Source organism: Pseudoalteromonas sp. SG44-8, assembly GCF_014164125.1.
In the GTDB taxonomy this organism is placed as follows: domain Bacteria; phylum Pseudomonadota; class Gammaproteobacteria; order Enterobacterales; family Alteromonadaceae; genus Pseudoalteromonas; species Pseudoalteromonas rhizosphaerae.
This window is the reverse complement of record NZ_JACJEQ010000028.1, coordinates 24,718-41,138: the sequence shown is the minus strand read 5'-3', so window position 1 is coordinate 41,138 and position 16,421 is coordinate 24,718. Positions and strand designations below refer to the sequence as shown.

Here is a 16,421-nt window from a genome sequence, read left to right as displayed (position 1 = left end):
CCTAACACATAGACGCTGCTATCATCCTACACGATAAATAACAAATATAAGGACCAACATGACTACTCCACATTTTAAGCTCAGTTTGAGCGCAATAATGGTTGCCAGCACATTAGCATTGAGCGGCTGTAACCAAGAAGCCACTAACACAGTAACTCAAGTTGCAAGCCCTGCGCCGGTAACTGCAAAAGACGCGCAAGCCTTTTTAGATACAACAGAGCAAGAGCTCAGTGCTTTATATCTAGAATCAAGTCGCGCGGAATGGATTTACGCTAACTTTATAACGCATGATACATCAGCCCTATCAGCTGAAGTAAATCGTAAAATGACCGAAGCGGTGGTTCGCCTTGCTAACGAAGCTGCACAGTTTGACTCTCTCAAACTTGATTATGACGCACGTCGTAAACTCGACAAATTAAAACTGGCACTGACTTTACCTGCCCCACAAGATGCAGAAAAAACAGCAAAACTATCACAGCTTGTGGCTGAACTTGGCGGTATATATGGTAAAGGTAAATATTGTAAAGACGATGGCAGCTGTTTAAGCCTAGGTGATATGACTGCAACAATGGCCACCAGCCGTGATTACAACGAACTGCTTGATTTATGGCAAGGTTGGCGCCAGGTATCAAAACCAATGCGTCCACTGTATGAACAACAAGTTGTATTAACCAATGAAGGCGCTAAAGAGCTTGGTTATGCAGACACTGGTGCAATGTGGCGTAGTAAGTATGATATGCCAGCAGATGATTTTGCCAAAGAACTTGATCGTATTTGGGGGCAAGTAAAACCATTATATGATTCGCTGCATTGTCATGTTCGTGCCAAGTTAGGTGAAAAATACGGTGAAGACAAAGTACCCCAAGACCAACCTATCCCAGCGCATTTATTAGGTAATATGTGGGCGCAATCGTGGGGCAACATTTATGATGTAGTCGCACCTGAAAATGCCGATCCTGGTTATGATGTAACCGCATTATTAGCCGAGCATAACTACAATGAACTTAAAATGGTACGCGGCGCTGAAAAATTTTTCACCTCAATGGGATTTGCACCTTTACCTGACACCTTTTACCAACGTTCGTTATTCACTAAACCTGCCGATCGTGATGTACAGTGCCATGCTTCAGCGTGGAATATAGATAGTAAAGACGATTTACGCATTAAAATGTGTATTCAACGTACTGGTGAAGAATTCTCAGTTATTCACCATGAGTTAGGTCACAACTTTTATCAACGCGCTTACAATACCCAACCGCTTTATTATCAAGAAAGTGCTAACGACGGTTTCCACGAAGCCATTGGCGATACTATTGCGCTTTCGGTAACACCTGGTTACTTAAAAGAAATTGGTTTATTAGAGCAAGTGCCTGATGAATCGAAAGACATTGGCTTACTGATGAAAATGGCGCTAGATAAAGTAGCGTTTATTCCATTTGGTTTACTTGTGGACCAATGGCGTTGGCAAGTATTTTCAGGTGCAGTAACCCCTGAAAACTACAATAAGGCATGGTGGGAATTACGTGAAAAATACCAAGGTGTAAAAGCACCTATCACACGAAGCGAAGCTGACTTTGATCCAGGTGCAAAATATCATGTGCCAGGTAATACACCATATACACGTTACTTCTTAGCGCATATTTTACAGTTTGATTTCCACCGTAGTTTATGTGAAATAGCAGGTAACAAAGAAGCCATTCATCGCTGCTCAGTATACAACTCTAAAGAAGCAGGTGAAAAACTCAATGCTATGCTAGAAATGGGTTCAAGCCGCCCTTGGCAAGAAGCATTAGCCACCGTAACAGGTAAACCTGAAATGGATGCAACAGCCCTACTTGATTACTTTGCGCCACTGCAAAAATACCTTGATGAGCAAAATAAAGGCCGACAATGTGGTTGGTAAGTAAACTTAGTTAAATAACAAAAATGCAAAAGCCCGCTAAATTGAGCGGGCTTTTTTAGTATTGCAGTACTAGTATTACAGTTTGATTAGAACTGTAAGCTTACATTTGCAAAGTAAGCGTCATAACCAGAATCATCCCAGTTATTGCCGTAACCCGCTTTTAAGCCAACATTTTTGTTGAAGAAATGTTGAGCACCAAAAGTGTAATCATCGTTTTTATTAAATGTAACAAACGCTGATGTCGCTTTAGTGAAGTAGTAATTAGAACCTAATTCCCATGAACTACCACTGTCGTCAGTATCTGAAATAGTACCTTCAACAGTTAGGTAGTTACCTTGCTTAAGATCCATGAAGTATTTAGCGTTCACAGCGCGGTAATCAAACTCGTCATCAGATGTTACAGTGAAACCGATGTAATCTGTGCTATTAAGTTTATGATCATAAGCAAGATCAAATATTACTGAATTTTCGCCATCTTCAACGTCAATGAATGTCGCTTTTAATAATAAATTTGGATTAAAAAAGTAACCTGCTGATACATTAAATACGTCTTTGCTTGAAACAGAATCAACATCAAGGTTGCTATATTGAGCACCTACCACAAAATTTTCAACAAAGTACTCACCACCGATAGTTGTTACATCGCTAAAGTCATTATCAATGTATGAACCATATACGTTGGTTTGCTTGTTAATATACTCAAATTGATCGTAAGGACCTAATGTTGCTTTTGGTGAGAAGTAATATTTTGAATCAACGCTCACTGTGTCGTTGCCATCGGTATCCATATATCCTAAATGGCTGATTGACTGATAGTTATCCGCAGCAGTCGCGGCACTAGAAAGAAGAATACTCGAAATAATAACTGCTAATTTTTTCATAAAAAGATTTCCCTATTTTACATTGTTTTATTGCTACAAGGTTTAACGTTTAACCGGTTGGTTAAGACGGGGCACATCCTAACGCGAGTAAACTGAATTGAAACTTAACTAAGTGCTTGTATTTTATTATAAAAATGTAAGTGGATGTAAGGAAGTGTAAAAAAAAGGTAGCGAATAGGAATGTTAATCGCTACCGTTTTAAAAGCTCAATTATGATCAAAGCGCGTACTGGCTGATTATCCGGTACACATCATTGATATTATCACCCGATTTAAAGTCTTTGCTGATCGGTGTTGGATCAGAGCCAACCCAAATTTTTAATTCAGCATCTAAATCAAAATGACCTGCACTTTCTTTACTAAACTTAGTAATTTTTGAATAAGCAATACTGATCATCTCTATTTTTGAGCCAGTGACCCCCTGCTTATCCAACAAAATTAAACGTTTGTTAGTAAAAATAAACATGTCACGTACCACTTTATAGGCCTTTTCAACTTGTTCACCTTCAATCAGTGTATTTGCCAATACTTTTTCTAAATCATTGTCATCAATTTCACTGGCATTACCCATTAAACCACTTAATAAACCCATTATATTTGCTCCTGTTTAAATATTTGATTTTCTAATGTATGGCCGTTTACCAATTGGCGATACCGCCAACCTTGCTGATAACAATGTTGCAGTATGGTGATATCAAATGGTGTCGCCGTTTTTTGGTACTCGATAACATATTCTTTAGCTTGGCTCATATACACTTTAGACACTTCTGCTAAAGCTTGTATTTTCTCTTCAACATCCGGGTAATGCTCGCTCAATAACAATGTAATAAATCCAGACTCTAGTTCGCTATTATCACTGTGCGTTGGATGCTCTGTGAGCTTACCTTTATCAAGGTGCAGTACATGTGAACATAAGCGTTCTAGTTCAGTTAAATCATGCGAACTTAAAATAAAGGTAGCCTCACTGCTAAGATTCGCAACCACTTCGCGTACTTCGCGAGCATGAATAGGATCAAGCCCAGCGGTTGCTTCATCCAGCATGACTATTTGTGGTTTCCCGATCAGCGCTTGACCTATGGTGACACGTTTACGCATTCCATGTGATAAATCATCAGAACGCTGTTTAGCAACGTCAGCTAGTCCGACTAACTCAAGTACGCGGATCGCTTCTGCTTGGCTTTGCTTATTTGACAGCCCTTGTAGCTGGCCATAAAACGCCAGTTGGTGAGCGATACTAAAGCGCGGATCAAGTTGAGCATCTTGCGGTAACGCACTGAGCTTGCCAAACAATTCACTACTGCCTGGATTATGTCCAATAATATTGAGCGTGCCTTTTGTTGGTAAAATATAACCGCATAACAAACTAAACAAGGTGGTTTTGCCTGCACCATTTGGCCCAACCAGTGCTACTGGCGCGCCTTGCTGTATCTCAAAACTTACCTGATCAAGGGCCAATTTATTACCATACTGCTTAGTTAAACCTGTTGCGTGTATTAGTGTGCTCATAGAGAACTCCTTGCAAAAATACGCTGAGCAATCGCTAGCATCACGGTAGTTTGTATTAACGGAATGCCAATGCTATTAAATATTCCTGCGTTTTGTCCTGCCATTTGATCAAGTTGTACGCCAGGGAAAACATAATCAAGCATTGCCAAAACGGGTATTTGCCAGCTTAAAATACTGACCACAATATTTCCGCCAGCAAAAAATAATACGGCAAGCACTACAGTTAAACGCGCTGAGCGTGCAAAAGTATTTAACAACGTCATTAGTGCTATAAAGGGCAAAACAGCAATTAATAAATAACAGAACAAAATAAAGCTGCGACTTATGCCACTGACTAATAATGCTGGATCTCTAAATACCATAACCGCAACTGAAGCTACCAAGGTAACAAGTAGTAATGCTGCTAAAATAAATACCTGTCCTAAAAAGCGGCCAAATAACATTTCATTACGGGTAGCTCTAAGAGATAAAAAGCGTAGTGTTCCTCGTTGTTTATCACCAACAAGTTGGTCGCTACATAAAAACAAGCAAAAGCTGGGAAAGCTATACAATGCAATTAACCAATACATAGCTAATTCAGCTTCAGGCCAATCGAGTAATTTACTCAGCCCAATAGCGCCAAACACTTGTTGTGCTAAATCGGCTATTTGGGGCGAACTAATTAAGCTGACAGCTTGACCTATCGGATAACGTAAAATCAATAACCAACAAATCGAAAATGCGGCAACAGCAAGTAAGCCGCGCTTGGTCAAAAATAATCTCACTAGTTCAAACTGGGCAATCTTTAATAATCGCTGAGGGTGGAGTTGCGTCACAGATATTCCTTATTAATCTATATACAGCTTACACTAAGGGCAAACGTGTTGAATTACTAGCAAAAAAAAACCCGTATTAATACGAGCTTTGTAACAAATAATGTAGTCTTATTGATCCGCAGGCTACAAATTCTGTTGGTATATGTCGAGTGCTTGGCTTAAATCAGCAATCAAATCGTCCACATCTTCAAGGCCTATATGTAAGCGGATCACTGGTCCTTGCGTCCAACCAGTTGCTGAGCGTAAACCTTTCATAGTTAAGTTGGCAGTCACTAAACTCTCGAAGCCGCCCCACGAGAAGCCCATTTTAAAATGCTCTAAACTATCTAAAAAAGCATCAATCGCGCTTTGGTTACCTTGTTTCATAACAAAAGAAAACAAGCCATTACTACCATCAAAATCACGCTTAAAAAACTCATGACCCGGACACGTTGCAAATGCCGGGTGACGAATATGGTCAACCAACGGATGTTGCTCTAACCAAGTAGCGACTTCGATCGCGGCTTTTTCATGCTGATTTAAACGTACCGCCATAGTGCGCAGGCCTCTTAACGCTAAATAAGCGTCATCAGCCGACGTACATTGACCAAGTAAATATGAATTTTCTCGAAGTGTCGGCCAGTATTTTTTATTGGCCACTGCCACCCCCATCATCACGTCCGAATGACCCACAATGTATTTAGTTGCCGCTTGAATACTAATATCCACCCCGTGTTCAAGTGGGCGATAATGCAAGCCATTACCATAGGTGTTATCAAGCATGGTCATTACCCCATGCTCATTGGCAACTGCAACCATGGCTGGTACATCTTGAATTTCCATGGTGATAGAACCTGGCGACTCTAAAAACAGCACTTTGGTGTTGTCTTTGATCAGCGCTTTAATATCTGCCCCAATTGTTGGTGGATAATAAGTCGTCTCAACGCCAAAGCCAGCTAAAATTTTATCGCAAAAATCACGCGTTGGTTCATAGGCATTATCTACCATTAAGATATGATCGCCCGCTTTCAAAAAAGCCAATAGTGTGCTGCTAATGGCCGCTGCACCACATGGATAAAGCGCACATCCCTCACCACCTTCAAGCTCAGTGATCGCTTCTTGTAATGCAAAATGTGTAGTAGTACCACGACGACCATAAAAAAGTGTTTTATCGCCACGTTTTTTTGCCGCTTCTTTAAGCTCTGCCACTGAATCAAAAACAACTGTCGATGCACGTTGCACTACGGGGTTAACCACCCCATGAGTATATGCTTTTTTACGTCCGGTACTTACTAACAGCGTATTTTTATTGCTTTTTGTCGTCATCATTAATCCTTAAAATATTTCGTTAGAACATACTCTGCACTATGCTTAATCTTGCAAATTACACCAATAGTCGATTAAATAGCGCGAAATAGAATCAGCTCTTGGTAGCTTTAAATGCTCCCCCTTTTCGTGCCAATTGCCAAATTGAGCGAGCTCTTCACGGCTAAACCACTGCGCATCGTCTAGTTCGTCCTTATCAACCTGGATATTTTCTGTAACAGCTTCAGCGGTAAAGCCCAGCATAATCGATGATGGAAATGGCCACGGCTGCGAGGCAATATACTTAACATTTTCAACCACAATGCCCGCTTCTTCCATCACTTCACGCGCCACCGCTTGCTCTAAGCTTTCGCCCGGATCAACAAAACCAGCTAAAGACGAATACATACCTGATGCCCATATTGCTTGGCGACCAAGTAAACAGCGTTCAACACCATCAGCAAATGTACGAGTAACCACCATGATCACGGCCGGATCAGTTCGCGGAAACGTTTGGTGTTTACACCCATCATTACTACATAAACGTGAATGACCAGCTTCAACAAGCTCGTTTTCGCTGCCACAACGTCCACAAAAACGATGAGTTGCATGCCAGTAACACAAACCTCGTGCCAGTGCAGCCATTGAGCCTTGCGCGATTTCCACTTGCACCCCAAAGCGGCGAATATCAACAAACTCAGCGTCACCTATCAGCTGACTTAAGACGGCTTCGTCTAGCTTGCTTACATCAAGTGCGAAATGACTGGTTTGCTGCTCATCTAAACCTAAAAAAATCGCTTCGTTTAATGCTAAGTGACTCACATCACTAAAGCTTAAAAAAGTCACAGCAATATTATTTATATCAAATAAAGTGTGATTGTTATTCACCAATAACCAACGGCTTTGCTCATTTATTTGTGCTGCCACCCATTGTTGCTCTTTACGTAGGTTTGATGCACGGTTTAAAGGCATCTGGCTGTAATTAAGCATGCTTATCCTTTTTACTATTTAGATGGCTAAAACTACCATAACACTTACTTAAACCCAATTATTACTCACTGACAAATAGGCAAAAAAAAAGCCCTTACGGACTTTTTTAAACACACAATAAATTCTGTCGTAATTACAATGTAGCTAAATGAGCCTGTAATTTTTGATTTTCAGCTTCAATATGCTGATAAAATTCTAAATCGGCTAATTTACTTGCCGCCGCTTTATCAATTACAATCACTGCATCTTGATGAAGCTGTAGTGCCGACGCTGGACATGCAGCCATCAGTGGCCCTTCAATCATAGCGCGTACCGCATCCGCTTTATTTTCACCCGTTGCAAGTAATACGACTTTTTTCGCCTCTAAAATCGTACCAATTCCCATCGTAATTGATAACTGTGGCTGATATTCATCAGCAGCAAAAAAACGGGCATTATCATCTACCGTTGCTTTTGTGAGTGTTTTTACGCGAGTACGTGAACGCAGACCTGATGAAGGCTCATTAAAGCCGATGTGACCATTACGTCCGATGCCTAATAACTGTACATCAACACCGCCTGCTGCAACTATTTTGTCTTCGTATTCTTTGCATGCTGTAATTGGGTTTAGGGCATCCCCTGGCGGTACAAAGGTATTATCTTTGTTTATATCAATATGGCTAAACAATTGCTCATTCATAAAGTGGCGGTAACTTTGTGGATGATCGCCCGTTAAACCTAAGTATTCATCTAAATTAAACGTTGTTGCTTGTGAAAATGAAATCTCACCCGCTTTATTTTTAGCGATTAATTCTTGATATAACGCAACTGGCGTAGAGCCCGTTGCTAAACCGAGCACTGACGTTGGTTTTTTTTGTAATTGTGTTGCGAAAATATTTGCGCCATATGCTGCTACGGCTGCTGCATCATTTAAAATTACTATTTGCATATTAATTTGCTCAGTTATTAAATTAGTTGATGAAAAAATGGGATCTAAGTCCCAACCCCATGTGCAATCGGATTGGGCCTTAGATCAAACCAAACAGGGATACACTATTTGGTCAATACCATTATGACAACGCTGTCATTATTACCATTCAATTTTAGTTTGTAAAGTAAAAGTGAATAAAAATTTACCTTTTTTACTGTGCTGTACATTAGCCAGCTAAACACTGACAAATATTTTGCGCTTATACATCCAATGTAATAAAAGCATTTGCACCAGCAAAAGCGCAACCACGCCAATCAGTGGCTGCCAATCGGTAGCTGCTGCTGCAATAAAGCCACCAAACACGCTATGGCTTATAAACTCCCAATTCACTAAGCTTGATGCCAAATAAATAATGATTGAGTTAGCACCAATAATCACAAACGGATAAGCTAATTTTTGGCCATTGAGAATATCAACCACTGCATAAAACACAGCCAGTAATATTGCGCTCCACCCGACTGTGACTAAAACAAATGAACTGGTCCATAATTCTTTATTAACTGGAAACTGTAAATCCCAAAGCCAACCTAAGCAAACACTCACAACACCTGCAACAAATAATATGCCTGCTGTTTGCCACTCGCCAACCTTACTTGCTCTGGCGATTAGTTGTCCTGCAAATACCCCAAACATGGCATTCACAATAGCTGGTAGACTCGATAACACGCCCTCGGGGTCGACGGCTCTATTTTGATAACTAATACCGGGTAAAAAATGCGAATCAAACCATGCATTCCAACTCCCCTGTGCACTTAAATCACCAGCGTTACCACCTGGTACAGGAATAAAACACATCAAGATCCAATACCCTAGCAGGAGAGCGATTGCTGTAAAGAGCTGTGTGCGAATACTGGTATGCCACACTAGCATTGCACAGAAAAACCATGCAATCGCTATTCGACCAAGTACACTCGCATAGCGTATTTCATCGAAGGCAAGCGGAATACCTGTGCCCCAACCATGGTTATACATCACCCCTAACCCGCACAATAGCAATAACCGCTTTAATGCTTTAGCATAAAAAACTTTTCGCTCTTGCCATGGCAGGTGATCGATGCGTTTTGGTGCTAAGCCCATCGCCACACCTGATAAAAAGATAAATAACGGAAAAATCAAATCGTAAAATGTAAATCCATGCCATGCACTGTGTAGCGTATGCGCTTCAAATACCTGCCAACCAGTCCAACCGGTTAAAACAAATAAAGCGGCAAAAATAGATTGCCCACCTAAAATCCAAAACATATCCATGCCACGTAAAGCATCAAGAGATGCTAAGCGCTTTTTACTCGGCTTTGTGTCTGTATGTGCTGTTGTCATTATTTTTACTCTTAAATAAAAAGCCCCGCGATACAACTGCGGGGTTTTTACAGGGAAACGTTACACTGCATTACCTGCAATATAAGTGGCTTTTACAAACTGATGTTCATCGAGCACCACAAAGTCTGCATCAAAGCCATCAAGTAAACGTCCCTTTTTCTTGAGGTTTAAATATTCTGCTGGATACAGTGCAGCCATGCGTAAACTTTCACTGAGGCTTACATCCAATGTATTAATGGTATTACGCACTGCACTGGCCATGTCTAATACACTGCCTGCTAATTCGCCCGTACTTGAGTTTAATCTATCCCCAGTACGAATTACTTTGCGCCCGTCAAAAAAATCAAATTCCATATCATCGGTACCCACTGGTGGCATTGCGTCAGTGACTAACATAATTTTGCCGCGCTGTTTGGTGCGAATAGCTAATTGTGCAGACAATGGATGTACATGATGCCCATCAACAATTAAGCCACACCAGCTGTTATCATGCCAAAGCGCAGCGCCAACCACGCCTGGTTCACGCGATGTAAACGGCGACATCGCGTTATATAAATGTGTAAACCCATCGGCGCCAGCATTGAGTGCCGCCATTGTCGTTGTATAGTCAGCATTAGTGTGACCTAGTGATACTTTTACACCACACGCCACTAAGCGCTCAATATCAGCAATGCTGACATTTTCTGGCGCTAAGGTAACCATTTTGATACCTAAATCTTGACGCGCATAAATGGCAAATTCTTGTTCGCTAATTGGGCGAATAAACTGCTCACTGTGTGTGCCTTTTTTTGGAAAAGACAAATGCGGACCTTCAAAGTGAATACCTAATACACCCGCGACCCCTTCGCATATTGCTTTTGCTGTTGCATCAGCAGCTGCTTGCATGGTTTCAACTTTATCGGTGATAAGTGTTGGCATCAGTGCCGTTGTACCAAATTGACCATGCGCTTTTGCGATACGATCTAAGCATTGTGTGCTTTGCTCAGCATTAAAAAATGCCCCGCCACCGCCATTAACTTGTACATCGATAAAGCCTGGCGCAACTAAACCATCTAGCTCAATAACACTGCCTGTGGTGGAAGTTTCAAGATGAAAAACGCCATTTTCAACGCTGAATAATGCATTATCTAGAAATTTTTCAGCCGTGAATAAACGTGTCGCGCGATAGAAGGTTTTCATTACAGTGCTACCTTTTGGTCTTGCTCTAATACTGATTGCTGTGCAAAATAAATTGCGCCCATTTCAGGCGGTTGCTTTGGTACTTCAACGAGTTTTGCAATTGCTGGGTCAAGCCATTGATTTAAAGGCTCTGCAAGACCACCGATCATAGATAAACGCGGAGGATTGTTCTCTAATAAACGATGCGCTAACTGACTCACGTATTGCGCTCCGTCTTTTACAATGGCTAAAGCGATTTGATCGCCTTGGTGTGCTGCATCAAATACATAGCGAGCAAGTTTTGCATAGCTACTTGACGGTTGTCCGGCCATTTGCTCTGCAATGCCCATTGCTGTGGTGACATTAAAATGCTCTTTAACCACTGGCGTCATTATCGTGTGAGGACCTAAACCATCTAGCTCCATTAACACCGCTTTAATTGCCTCTAAGCCCATCCATGCGCCACTGCCTTTATCGCCAAGTGCAAAACCATGACCGCCGTAATTCACCGACTGCCCTTTTACATATGAAAAACCACATGAACCAGTACCCGTGATTATCACGGCACCATCACCGCCTTCATGAGCCCCGATACACGCCGTATGTAAGTCAGTAGTTAAAAACATTTGTTTAAATGGGTGCTCCCACTCTATTATTTTTTCATATAAGTTCGGTAAATTAACACCCGCCAATCCTAAACCGGCATACACTTGATGAATAGACTCTAATGGCAAACCTGCATCGCGCATCGCCAATTGTGTAGATACCATTATTGACTCTAATGTGCGCTCCAACCCATGTAATGGATTCGCAGGGCCACCTAAACCTGTTCCTAATACCCCGTTTTGCACAGAGTATATAGTTGCACGGCACTTAGTTCCGCCACCGTCGATACCAATATACAATTGGTCCTCATTCGCACTCTTAGCCATCATTTAACGACCTCTAACCTTCGTTTTATATTTGTATTAATCGCATGTTTTTTTATTATCTTAATGCGATTCACCCGCAACCCATGTTGAATTAATGTTACACAATAAATGACAGCGTTGTCATTAAGTTTTTTATAAAAAATCTCACATATCCCACATTTATCTCTAATTAACTGAATTAAATAAATAATTAATATCAATTAAATTAGTGTCGACTATCTTTTAACGTAATAATAAGGTTTAAAAATGACATTATTACCTAAAAAAACAACAAAAATGGTGATTTATAACACTATTTTCATAACTTAAATGGCCAAAAAACATAAATAAAAATGCAGAATATGCATCCAGTTTACCAAAAATAATAATTTAGTAAAGATTCACTGTCGATATTGGAATATTTTTTCTAGTGGTAGATTAAAAACAATCGCGATCTTAAAAGCGACCTCCAGCGACGGTGAATACCTTGCCGCTTCAATTGCGGCAATTGTTTGACGCGTCACCCCAACGACTTCAGCTAATTGCTGCTGCGTCATTTCATTATGCTGAAACCGTAATGCACGGATCGTGTTAGTAATCGCTAACTTTGCCATTCTAACCTCTATATAATAGCCAAGCTTCGGCCCCAGCGCCGATTATCTCGCTCACCAACGCTGCGATTACTAACTGGTGAACCGGACTAATTGCAAACCCAAAATGTGGGTCAATCAGCATTGCAAACACCGCGTTCACAACGCCTAATTGTAAAATAAGTAGTGCAACACTTTTTGCTTTTAAGGCAATAGCCTGTTCGCGTTCATCTTTCGCTTGATTCGCATATTTAGTATTAAATATCGCTAAGATAATGTGCATCACAATAAGCATTACAACGGTTTGTATCGTAAGTGATATCAACAAGCCACTTGCTAATAACGGATCCATCTGAGCTTCTGGCGTCATTGATAATACTGACTGCAAGTAATTAAACAACACAACCATCGTTATGCACATCTCAAGTAACCGCGATTTTTGTGTATAACTCATATCACCCCCTTATAATAATAAATTTGATGTTAAGTATACTTAACATTAATGACTATAAGAGTGGGCTCACATCATGTCAAATATTTTTAACATGATGTTATGTTTTTAATACATTAGTTTCAAAGTAACAGGGAATCATCAATGCAAAAAAACTGTGCCGCACTTTGTTTTAATGCATCAGCCGTCAGTCTATCAGCGCCATAGACGTCACACGGTACATTATAATGATGCTGTAAATGACCCAGTAATAAGGCAAAATCCCCGTCGCCGGAGAGTAAAATAACTTTGTCGAGGTTTTTACCTTGTTCTAGCATGTCGATGGTGATGCCGACGTCCCAATCGCCTTTTGCGCTGCCATCTTTACGCTGAATAAATGGTTTTAGCTTTACCTCAAAACCAATCGCACGAAGAATATTTTGAAATTGAGATTGCTTTTCGTCCCCGCGATAAATTGCATATGCAATCGCGCAGTCTATATCATAGTCATCACTGATTTTTGCCCAAAAGGCATTGTAATCAAAGTTTTTTCGGTAGCTCTCTCGACAGGTGTAATAAATATTTTGGACATCGACAAAAATCCCCACTCTCGGCTTTTTCGCCGTTGTACTATGTATTTCTTGACTCATGCGTTATCCCTTTTAAATTAATCACGCTACTGTAGCATACCCTGATTAATTTCAAGCCCTTGCATTTAGCTTTCAAGTAACCTAAATTAGTTACATTGAAGCATGTAACCAAAATTGGTTACTTTTCTTTATGTAACTTAAATCAAGGACATTTATGATTGCGGTGATCAGCGGTGATGTGATCAAATCACAACATATTCCAAAGCACGACTACGATGCGATGCTCTACCAGCTCGACCAAAGTTTGCGAGCAATTACTCAACGCCATCTAGGACAAAGTATTATTTATCGAGGCGATGCTTTTCAGGTGCAAATAAATCAACCACCCCAAGTATGCCGTGTCGCAGTGCTGCTTTACTTACATCTTAAAGCCACCGGCTATGAAATTCGCCAAAGCCTTGCCATTGGTGAAATAGATAATGCTAGAGCCGATATTAAAACAGCAACAGGCTCTGCATTTACATTATCGGGGCGCGGTCTTGACGAAATCCATAACCAACGCTTTACTCTTAGCAGTATTGATGAACTCAAAAATGATGGCTTAACCCTTAATCTAGCTTTTATTGACGTGCTCCTGAGCAAAATGACACACAAACAAGCGAATGCCTTATATGTCTATTTAACCGCAGAAAACAATCAACATAGTGAACTTGCTAAACAATTAAAAACCAGTCGTGAGAATGTGACCAAGTTACTTAATCTTGCACATTATCAGTTGATCGAGCGTTTTTTAGACTATGCAGAGCAGGCCATTGCTAATGCCGTGATAGGAGTAAAAAAATGAGTTTTATGTTGTTATTAGTTGCATTATTTATCGGTCATATTTTAGCTGATTTTTATTGGCAGCCAATGAGTTGGGTTAATAACCGTAATACACGTCACTTTCGTGCTAAAAAACTGTACTTGCATGTGCTAGTGCACGGTCTAACTACGGCAGCAATTGTCAGCTGGTGGGAGTTTAGTTTTGGCTGGCAAGAGCTCTCGCGTATCGGTATTGCCACAGCTATTGTTATCGTGACCCACTACTTAATTGATTTAGCAAAATCATATTCAAACAAAGGAGTTGTGCCATTTATCATTGATCAACTTGCTCATCTTGTCGTGATACTACTACTGACTGTGTGGTTGAGCGACAACAGTGAATTTATTACCAGCATTTGGCAATGGCTGATAACCCCCACTACATTATGGGTGCTATGTGGCTATTTACTGGTATTGAGTCCCAGTGCTGTGTTCATTCGTATGATGTTAGAGCGTCTCACTACCGGGTTTAGCTCCACAGGAAGTTTACCAGCAGCGGGGCAAAGTATTGGCATGCTTGAGCGAGTATTAATGCTTACATTTATTTTGCTAGATCAGTTGGCTGGCGTTGGCTTTTTATTAGCAGCAAAATCGGTATTTCGCTTTGGCGACTTACGTGCCAGTAAAGATAAAAAACTCACCGAATATGTTATGCTCGGTACACTTTTAAGTGTCACCGTCACCTTATTTATTGGCTTAGCAGTTAATTATCTTAAAGCATTATAGAAATAAAAAGCATAAAAAAACGCGCCAGCTTAGGCGCGTTTTTTATCAAAATATTATTACGTGTTACTCACGCCATCATTACCAGAGCGACGACGTTGACCACTGCCACCAACAGATTGACGCTTAGCCCATGGGTTTTGTGTTTGCTCACCAGCGGCTTTAGCAGCAGGTTTTTTACCTGAGCCACCACGGCGTGGGCCGGTGCCATTACCGCCGTTATTATTTGGCTTTTTGCTATCAGACTTAGGTTTAGAAAAAGGCTGACCCGCTTTTTTAGGCTTTTTAGGTTTGATAGGTCGTGCATCAAGCTCTCTTTCAGGCACTCCTTTTGTTGGCTCAAAACCAGCTTCTTTTGCACGTGGGATCAATTCACCGATAAAACGTTCAATACCGTATAAGTCATCAGCATCTTCCGGTGTTACAAATGAAATTGCGTCGCCAGATGCACCCGCACGGCCGGTACGACCAATACGATGCACATAATCTTCATACACATTAGGCAAATCATAGTTAACTACATGTGGCAGTTCAACAATGTCTAAACCACGGGCAACAATATCCGTTGCCACAAGTACGCGTACTTCGCCACTTTTAAAGCCTTCAAGCGCTTTAACACGCGCGCCTTGAGATTTATTACCATGAATTGCAGCGCCAACAATATCATCGCGCTCTAACTGCTTTACTAAACGGTTTGCACCATGTTTAGTGCGGCTAAATACCAACACTTGTTGCCAATCATTAGTACGAATTAAATGACTTAACAAGGCGGTTTTACGTGCTTTATCTACCGCATAAACGCATTGGGTAACACTTTTTGCCGTGGTATTTTTTGCAGCGACTGAAATTTCAACCGGATCATTAATAAGCCCTTTCGCAAGCGCTCTAATATCGTCTGAGAACGTCGCTGAGAACATCAAGTTTTGACGTTTAGCCGGTAACTTGCTGATGATACGTTTAATGTCATGAATAAAGCCCATATCAAGCATACGGTCAGCTTCATCAAGCACCAACACTTCGAGGTTATCGAACTTCAAGGCATTTTGGTTATGCAAATCCATTAAACGACCCGGAGTAGCAACTAAAATATCTACGCCTTTGCGTAAACGCATCATTTGCGGATTGATTTTAACACCACCGTACACAACAAAAGAACTGATATTAGAATGCTTAGCATACTCTTCAACGTTCTCGCTTACTTGTAATGCCAGCTCACGGGTTGGGGTTAAAATTAAAGCACGAACTTGGTTAACCTTGGCTTTTTGGCCTGTTGATAAGCGCTCAATTAACGGTAAAGTGAAACCCGCTGTTTTACCTGTACCAGTTTGCGCTGCAGCCATAACATCACGACCTTCAATGATCGCTGGAATGGCTTGAGCCTGAATTGGTGTTGGCGTTTCATAGCCCTTTTCTAAAACCGCATTAACTAAAGACTGTGATAAACCTAACCCATCAAAACTCATATTTTCTCTCAATAATTTTAAGGCCCAATC

The 16,421-nt window shown here is 40.9% G+C and carries 17 protein-coding genes; 3 read left to right on the top strand and 14 right to left on the bottom strand.

What is annotated here, in order from left to right:
- Positions 1 to 58: 58 nt before the first annotated feature.
- Complete coding sequence (locus H5163_RS17280) at positions 59 to 1,903, top strand: M2 family metallopeptidase (protein ID WP_182735606.1); 1,845 nt, start codon at positions 59 to 61, stop codon at positions 1,901 to 1,903.
- 86 nt (positions 1,904 to 1,989) lie between these two features.
- Here the strand turns inward: H5163_RS17280 and H5163_RS17275 are convergent, their stop codons facing one another.
- The 13 genes from H5163_RS17275 to H5163_RS17215 form a co-directional block, all read right to left on the bottom strand.
- The gene (locus tag H5163_RS17275) at positions 1,990 to 2,784 is read right to left on the bottom strand and encodes a putative porin (protein WP_145242308.1); all 795 of its coding nucleotides are present in this window, start codon (positions 2,782 to 2,784) and stop codon (positions 1,990 to 1,992) included.
- A gap of 216 nt (positions 2,785 to 3,000) precedes the next feature.
- The gene (locus H5163_RS17270) at positions 3,001 to 3,375 is read right to left on the bottom strand and encodes a PH domain-containing protein (protein WP_145242310.1); all 375 of its coding nucleotides are present in this window, start codon (positions 3,373 to 3,375) and stop codon (positions 3,001 to 3,003) included.
- A complete protein-coding gene (locus H5163_RS17265; RefSeq protein ID WP_145242312.1) occupies positions 3,375 to 4,289 on the bottom strand; it encodes an ABC transporter ATP-binding protein in 915 nt (304 codons plus the stop codon). Before H5163_RS17265 ends, H5163_RS17270 begins: the two co-directional genes overlap by 1 nt.
- Positions 4,286 to 5,104, bottom strand: a complete 819-nt coding sequence (locus H5163_RS17260; protein ID WP_145242314.1) for an ABC transporter permease subunit — start codon at positions 5,102 to 5,104, stop codon at positions 4,286 to 4,288. The genes H5163_RS17265 and H5163_RS17260 overlap by 4 nt, the downstream gene beginning before the upstream one ends.
- A gap of 123 nt (positions 5,105 to 5,227) precedes the next feature.
- Positions 5,228 to 6,409 (bottom strand): cystathionine beta-lyase, encoded by a 1,182-nt coding sequence (locus H5163_RS17255; RefSeq protein WP_145242376.1) that lies wholly within the window; start codon positions 6,407 to 6,409, stop codon positions 5,228 to 5,230.
- A gap of 45 nt (positions 6,410 to 6,454) precedes the next feature.
- Positions 6,455 to 7,378, bottom strand: a complete 924-nt coding sequence (nudC, locus tag H5163_RS17250; RefSeq protein ID WP_182735605.1) for an NAD(+) diphosphatase — start codon at positions 7,376 to 7,378, stop codon at positions 6,455 to 6,457.
- Between the two features lie 133 nt (positions 7,379 to 7,511).
- Positions 7,512 to 8,306 (bottom strand): glucosamine-6-phosphate deaminase, encoded by a 795-nt coding sequence (gene nagB / locus H5163_RS17245; protein ID WP_145242317.1) that lies wholly within the window; start codon positions 8,304 to 8,306, stop codon positions 7,512 to 7,514.
- A 216-nt stretch (positions 8,307 to 8,522) separates the two neighbouring features.
- Positions 8,523 to 9,665: a transmembrane glucosamine N-acetyltransferase NagX gene (gene nagX / locus H5163_RS17240; protein ID WP_145242319.1), complete on the bottom strand. Its 1,143-nt coding sequence runs from the start codon at positions 9,663 to 9,665 to the stop codon at positions 8,523 to 8,525.
- Positions 9,666 to 9,725: 60 nt separating this feature from the next.
- Positions 9,726 to 10,844 (bottom strand): N-acetylglucosamine-6-phosphate deacetylase, encoded by a 1,119-nt coding sequence (nagA, locus tag H5163_RS17235; protein ID WP_145242321.1) that lies wholly within the window; start codon positions 10,842 to 10,844, stop codon positions 9,726 to 9,728.
- Positions 10,844 to 11,758: an N-acetylglucosamine kinase gene (nagK, locus tag H5163_RS17230; protein WP_182735604.1), complete on the bottom strand. Its 915-nt coding sequence runs from the start codon at positions 11,756 to 11,758 to the stop codon at positions 10,844 to 10,846. Before nagK ends, nagA begins: the two co-directional genes overlap by 1 nt.
- Positions 11,759 to 12,135: 377 nt before the next feature.
- Positions 12,136 to 12,348: a helix-turn-helix transcriptional regulator gene (locus tag H5163_RS17225; RefSeq protein WP_149982957.1), complete on the bottom strand. Its 213-nt coding sequence runs from the start codon at positions 12,346 to 12,348 to the stop codon at positions 12,136 to 12,138.
- A 1-nt stretch (position 12,349) separates the two neighbouring features.
- Positions 12,350 to 12,778: a hypothetical protein gene (locus H5163_RS17220; RefSeq protein ID WP_182732233.1), complete on the bottom strand. Its 429-nt coding sequence runs from the start codon at positions 12,776 to 12,778 to the stop codon at positions 12,350 to 12,352.
- A gap of 119 nt (positions 12,779 to 12,897) precedes the next feature.
- The gene (locus H5163_RS17215) at positions 12,898 to 13,404 is read right to left on the bottom strand and encodes an NYN domain-containing protein (protein ID WP_179959226.1); all 507 of its coding nucleotides are present in this window, start codon (positions 13,402 to 13,404) and stop codon (positions 12,898 to 12,900) included.
- 154 nt (positions 13,405 to 13,558) lie between these two features.
- On the opposite strand from H5163_RS17215, the gene H5163_RS17210 reads away from it, so the two are divergent.
- A complete protein-coding gene (locus tag H5163_RS17210) occupies positions 13,559 to 14,188 on the top strand; it encodes a hypothetical protein (RefSeq protein WP_145242329.1) in 630 nt (209 codons plus the stop codon).
- Positions 14,185 to 14,931: a DUF3307 domain-containing protein gene (locus tag H5163_RS17205; protein WP_149982955.1), complete on the top strand. Its 747-nt coding sequence runs from the start codon at positions 14,185 to 14,187 to the stop codon at positions 14,929 to 14,931. The genes H5163_RS17210 and H5163_RS17205 overlap by 4 nt, the downstream gene beginning before the upstream one ends.
- A gap of 56 nt (positions 14,932 to 14,987) precedes the next feature.
- Here the strand turns inward: H5163_RS17205 and H5163_RS17200 are convergent, their stop codons facing one another.
- The gene (locus H5163_RS17200; RefSeq protein WP_182732235.1) at positions 14,988 to 16,391 is read right to left on the bottom strand and encodes a DEAD/DEAH box helicase; all 1,404 of its coding nucleotides are present in this window, start codon (positions 16,389 to 16,391) and stop codon (positions 14,988 to 14,990) included.
- Positions 16,392 to 16,421 lie beyond the last annotated feature (30 nt).

Excerpts from the sequence above, each read along its gene's own strand:
- H5163_RS17280 (WP_182735606.1), top strand. The coding sequence starts at position 59 with ATGACTACTCCACATTTTAAGCTCAGTTTGAGCGCAATAATGGTTGCC.
- H5163_RS17275 (WP_145242308.1), bottom strand. The coding sequence starts at position 2,784 with ATGAAAAAATTAGCAGTTATTATTTCGAGTATTCTTCTTTCTAGTGCC.
- H5163_RS17270 (WP_145242310.1), bottom strand. The coding sequence starts at position 3,375 with ATGGGTTTATTAAGTGGTTTAATGGGTAATGCCAGTGAAATTGATGAC.
- H5163_RS17265 (WP_145242312.1), bottom strand. The coding sequence starts at position 4,289 with ATGAGCACACTAATACACGCAACAGGTTTAACTAAGCAGTATGGTAAT.
- H5163_RS17255 (WP_145242376.1), bottom strand. The coding sequence starts at position 6,409 with ATGACGACAAAAAGCAATAAAAATACGCTGTTAGTAAGTACCGGACGT.
- nudC (WP_182735605.1), bottom strand. The coding sequence starts at position 7,378 with ATGCTTAATTACAGCCAGATGCCTTTAAACCGTGCATCAAACCTACGT.
- nagB (WP_145242317.1), bottom strand. The coding sequence starts at position 8,306 with ATGCAAATAGTAATTTTAAATGATGCAGCAGCCGTAGCAGCATATGGC.
- nagX (WP_145242319.1), bottom strand. The coding sequence starts at position 9,665 with ATGACAACAGCACATACAGACACAAAGCCGAGTAAAAAGCGCTTAGCA.
- nagA (WP_145242321.1), bottom strand. The coding sequence starts at position 10,844 with ATGAAAACCTTCTATCGCGCGACACGTTTATTCACGGCTGAAAAATTT.
- nagK (WP_182735604.1), bottom strand. The coding sequence starts at position 11,758 with ATGATGGCTAAGAGTGCGAATGAGGACCAATTGTATATTGGTATCGAC.
- H5163_RS17225 (WP_149982957.1), bottom strand. The coding sequence starts at position 12,348 with ATGGCAAAGTTAGCGATTACTAACACGATCCGTGCATTACGGTTTCAG.
- H5163_RS17220 (WP_182732233.1), bottom strand. The coding sequence starts at position 12,778 with ATGAGTTATACACAAAAATCGCGGTTACTTGAGATGTGCATAACGATG.
- H5163_RS17215 (WP_179959226.1), bottom strand. The coding sequence starts at position 13,404 with ATGAGTCAAGAAATACATAGTACAACGGCGAAAAAGCCGAGAGTGGGG.
- H5163_RS17210 (WP_145242329.1), top strand. The coding sequence starts at position 13,559 with ATGATTGCGGTGATCAGCGGTGATGTGATCAAATCACAACATATTCCA.
- H5163_RS17205 (WP_149982955.1), top strand. The coding sequence starts at position 14,185 with ATGAGTTTTATGTTGTTATTAGTTGCATTATTTATCGGTCATATTTTA.
- H5163_RS17200 (WP_182732235.1), bottom strand. The coding sequence starts at position 16,391 with ATGAGTTTTGATGGGTTAGGTTTATCACAGTCTTTAGTTAATGCGGTT.